This is a genomic window from Synechococcales cyanobacterium T60_A2020_003 (genome assembly GCA_015272205.1).
In the GTDB taxonomy this organism is placed as follows: domain Bacteria; phylum Cyanobacteriota; class Cyanobacteriia; order RECH01; family RECH01; genus JACYMB01.
On record JACYMB010000157.1, the window covers coordinates 1 to 4,123 of the forward strand.

2 protein-coding genes are annotated in these 4,123 nt (G+C 52.2%); both read left to right on the forward strand.

Translation table 11 applies throughout. The features are described from left to right. On the forward strand, positions 1 to 1,180 hold a 1,180-nt coding region (locus tag IGR76_08365), incomplete at its 5' end, for a phosphoenolpyruvate carboxykinase (ATP) (protein ID MBF2078520.1). 100 nt (positions 1,181 to 1,280) lie between these two features. After that, complete coding sequence (gene ppsA, locus IGR76_08370) at positions 1,281 to 3,815, forward strand: phosphoenolpyruvate synthase (protein ID MBF2078521.1); 2,535 nt, start codon at positions 1,281 to 1,283, stop codon at positions 3,813 to 3,815. The last annotated feature ends 308 nt before the right edge of the window (positions 3,816 to 4,123 follow it).

Consider the following 4,123-nt stretch of genomic DNA (forward strand, 5'->3'; position numbering starts at 1 on the left):
AGAGGCTGAACTGGCGCAACACAAACCCGATATCACCGTGATTGCCGTTCCTGGCCTACATGGCGATCCTGAAGAAGATGGCATCAGTAGTGAAGCCTTTATCGTTCTCCATCTGGCGAAAAAGCTGGTTCTCGTGGGTGGATCTCAATATTCGGGTGAGATAAAGAAAGCGGTATTCTCTACTCTCAACTACTTCATGCCGGATCGTGATGTTCTGCCGATGCATGGTGCGGCTAATGTGGGAGAAGATGGACATACGGCTTTGTTTTTTGGGCTGTCCGGGACTGGAAAAACGACGCTTTCCGCTGATCCCAGTCGTCGGCTTATTGGTGACGATGAGCATGGATGGTCGGTAGATGGACTCTTTAGCTTTGAAGGAGGATGTTACGCGAAAACGATCCGTCTATCCGCTGACCATGAACCGCAAGTTTGGAGTGCAATTCGGTTTGGCTCCCTGTTGGAAAACGTTGTGCTTGACCCTGTGACCCGTGTTCCCGATTATGACGATGATACGCTGACTGAAAATACCCGTGTCGCCTATCCCGTAGACTATATTCCAAACTGCGTTGTGTCAGGACAAGGTGGGCATCCCCATACCATCTTTTTCTTGACCGCTGATGCCTTTGGGGTGTTGCCTCCGATCGCCCGTCTCACCCGAGAACAGGCAATGTATCACTTCCTTTCTGGCTACACCAGCAAGCTGGCGGGTACCGAAAGAGGCATTACAACTCCCCAAGTTACCTTCTCTGCCTGTTTTGGTCAGTGTTTCTTCCCGATGTCTCCCATTGTGTACGCTCAAATGTTGGGCGATCGCCTAACTCAGCATCCTGAAGCTCACGTATACCTGGTGAATACGGGCTGGACGGGTGGAGTCTACGACATTGGTCAACGATTGTCGATCGCCCATACTCGTCGTATGGTATCCGCTGCTCTTAACGGAGAACTCGATACCGTCAACTATGTCCCCCACCCCATTTTTAAGGTACTCGTACCGGATGCTGTGCCGGGAGTACCTAGCGAGGTGCTCAATCCCCACCGTACGTGGGACGACCTCAACGCCTACAACGCGCAAGCCCAAGAGCTAGCTCGTCGGTTTATGCAGAACTTTGCTCAGTTTCAGGATCTCCCGGCGGCGATCGCGGCGGCGGCTCCTGATCCGATGCAGGTTGTGACCGATTAGACAGTCAGATAGGTGTCTCTTGCCAACGCTCATAGGGCTTCCATCCCGTAGAGCATCCATTTACTCAGCAGTCTTTTAATGACGAAGGAGATTAAGACTTATGATATCTGCCAATCGCTCCGACCGTAGCTTTATGCCCGATCGCCACGAGGATAAAGAGAATGCGTTTGTCCTGTGGTTTGAAGAAATTGGAATTGATGATATCCCGATCGTGGGGGGGAAAAATGCATCGTTGGGTGAAATGATTCAACAACTGACCTCAAAAGGGGTTAGCGTTCCCACCGGATTTGCAACCACTGCCTATGCGTTCCGCTACTTCCTCGAAAAGGCGGGTCTAGAAGCAAAACTCCGTAAGCTCTTTGCTGGACTGGATCTAGATGATGTCACCGATCTGCGCGAACGGGGCAAACAGGCGCGGGCTATGGTGATGAATACGCCGTTCCCACCCGAACTCGAAGCCGCGATCAGTGCAGCCTATTTGCGGCTATGTGAGCGGTATGATGCTGGTGCAGAAGGGTGCGATCGCCTGGAAGGAGAAGAGGCTGAGGAGTGCCGCAAATATACTAGCGATCTAGACGTTGCTGTTCGCTCCTCCGCGACCGCAGAAGACTTGCCTGACGCCAGTTTTGCTGGACAACAGGAAACCTACCTCAACGTCCACGGTGTCCGAAACGTCGTTGATGCGTGCCATAAGTGTTTCTCCTCCCTCTTCACCGATCGGGCGATTTCCTATCGCCACCAGTACGCCGAACGCCTCGAAGACTTTGACGAGTTCAGCGTCGCCCTCTCTGTCGGTGTGCAAAAGATGGTGCGGTCTGACCTGGCAACCTCTGGTGTCATGTTCTCAATTGACACTGAAACCGGATTCCGGAATGCGGCTCTGATTACGGCAGCCTACGGATTGGGTGAAAACGTTGTGCAGGGTGCTGTTAACCCCGATGAGTACTTTGTCTTTAAGCCCACCCTCAAAGACGGTAAGCGCCCCATCCTTGAAAAGCGGTTGGGCAGCAAAGAGATCAAGATGATCTACGATGTCGGCGGTTCTAAAGAGACAAAGAACGTCCCTGTTCCCGTTCCCGATCGCGGCAAGTTCTGCATTACCGATGATGAAATCCTGAAACTGGCGGAGTGGGCTTGCATTATCGAAGATCACTACAGCACCAAACGGGGCAAAGATACCCCGATGGATATTGAGTGGGCCAAAGATGGACTTTCAGGTGAACTCTTTATCGTGCAGGCTCGTCCGGAAACGGTGCAGTCTCAGAAGAATGGCAATGTCCTGAAAAGTTACCGCCTGAAAGGAACGGGCGATGTCCTGACAACAGGACGGGCTGTAGGTGAAATGATTGGACAAGGCACGGCGCGGGTGATCATGGATGTTCATCGCATTGCCGAATTCCAAGAGGGTGAGGTGCTGGTCACAAACAAGACCGACCCGGATTGGGAACCGATCATGAAGAAGTCCAGCGCGATTATCACCAACCAAGGGGGACGTACCTGCCACGCCGCAATCATTGCACGTGAAATGGGGATTCCGGCGATCGTGGGTTGCGGAGACGCAACCGAACTCTTGAAGACTGGCCAAGAGGTTACGGTGTCCTGTGCTGAGGGTGAAGAAGGCAGAGTCTATGCCGGACTGGTTCCCTTTGAAGTAGAAGAGACTCCGCTCGATAACCTACCGCGCACCCGCACCAAGATCTTGATGAACGTGGGCAACCCTGAAGAGGCCTTTGGTCTATCCTCTGTACCGTGCGACGGTGTGGGTCTGGCTCGCCTAGAGTTCATCATTGCCAACCATATTAAGGCACACCCCTTAGCCCTACTCAACTTCGATACCCTCGAAGATAAGGCCGCGAAGTGGGAAATCTCGCAACTGACGGCTCAGTACGAGAATAAAGCGGATTTCTTTATCGACAAACTGGCGCACGGGGTTGGCATGATCGCGGCGGCCTTCTATCCGAATCCGGTGGTCGTGCGGATGTCTGACTTCAAGAGCAACGAGTATGCAAACCTGCTCGGTGGTCGCGAGTTTGAACCCAATGAAGAAAACCCGATGATCGGTTGGCGGGGTGCCTCGCGCTACTACGATCCGAAGTACACCGAAGCTTACGGCTTAGAGTGCAAAGCCCTGAAGCGGGTTCGGGATGATATGGGGCTTACCAATGTGATTCCGATGATTCCCTTCTGCCGGACTCCTGATGAGGGGCGTAGGGTTCTAGAGGTCATGGAAAGCTACGGATTAAAGCGGGGTGAAAACGGTCTCCAAGTCTACGTCATGTGCGAAATTCCCAGCAACGTGATCTTGGCAGACGAGTTTAGTGAAGTCTTTGATGGCTTCTCGATTGGCTCCAATGATTTGACCCAGTTGACCCTTGGTTTGGATCGTGACTCGTCCTTAGTAGCTCACATTTTTGATGAACGCAACAAGGGCGTGAAGCAAATGGTACAGATGGTGATTGAAAAGGCGAAGGCCAACAATCGCAAGATCGGGATCTGCGGTCAAGCCCCCAGTGACTATCCTGAATTTGCCGAATTCCTGGTAGAACTTGGCATTGACTCGATCAGCCTCAACCCTGATTCTGTGCTGAAAACCCTGCTGAAGATTGCGGAAACGGAAGAGCGTCTTGGGCGTTAACATCGCTAAGCGAATCTAGACTCGTTGCCCCTCGTTGCCTCGTGCGATGGGGGGCAATGTTTTGGTGATAGGAGGCGATCGCCTACGCTCATCCCAACAACAGACAATCCACCGCACCGCGTGTTAACGTTTGGGAAGTTGTGCATCTCATTAGTCTACAGAATTGGAACTATCCCAATAGGAACGTTGTGATGCCATTATTCCAGTTGTCTTTCCGAAACAATATCGGCGTTGTTGCATGAAAGAGGGGTTGCGGGCGGGAGAGGCATGGTAAATTTCAGTTATCACACATAAAACCTGCCATGAAA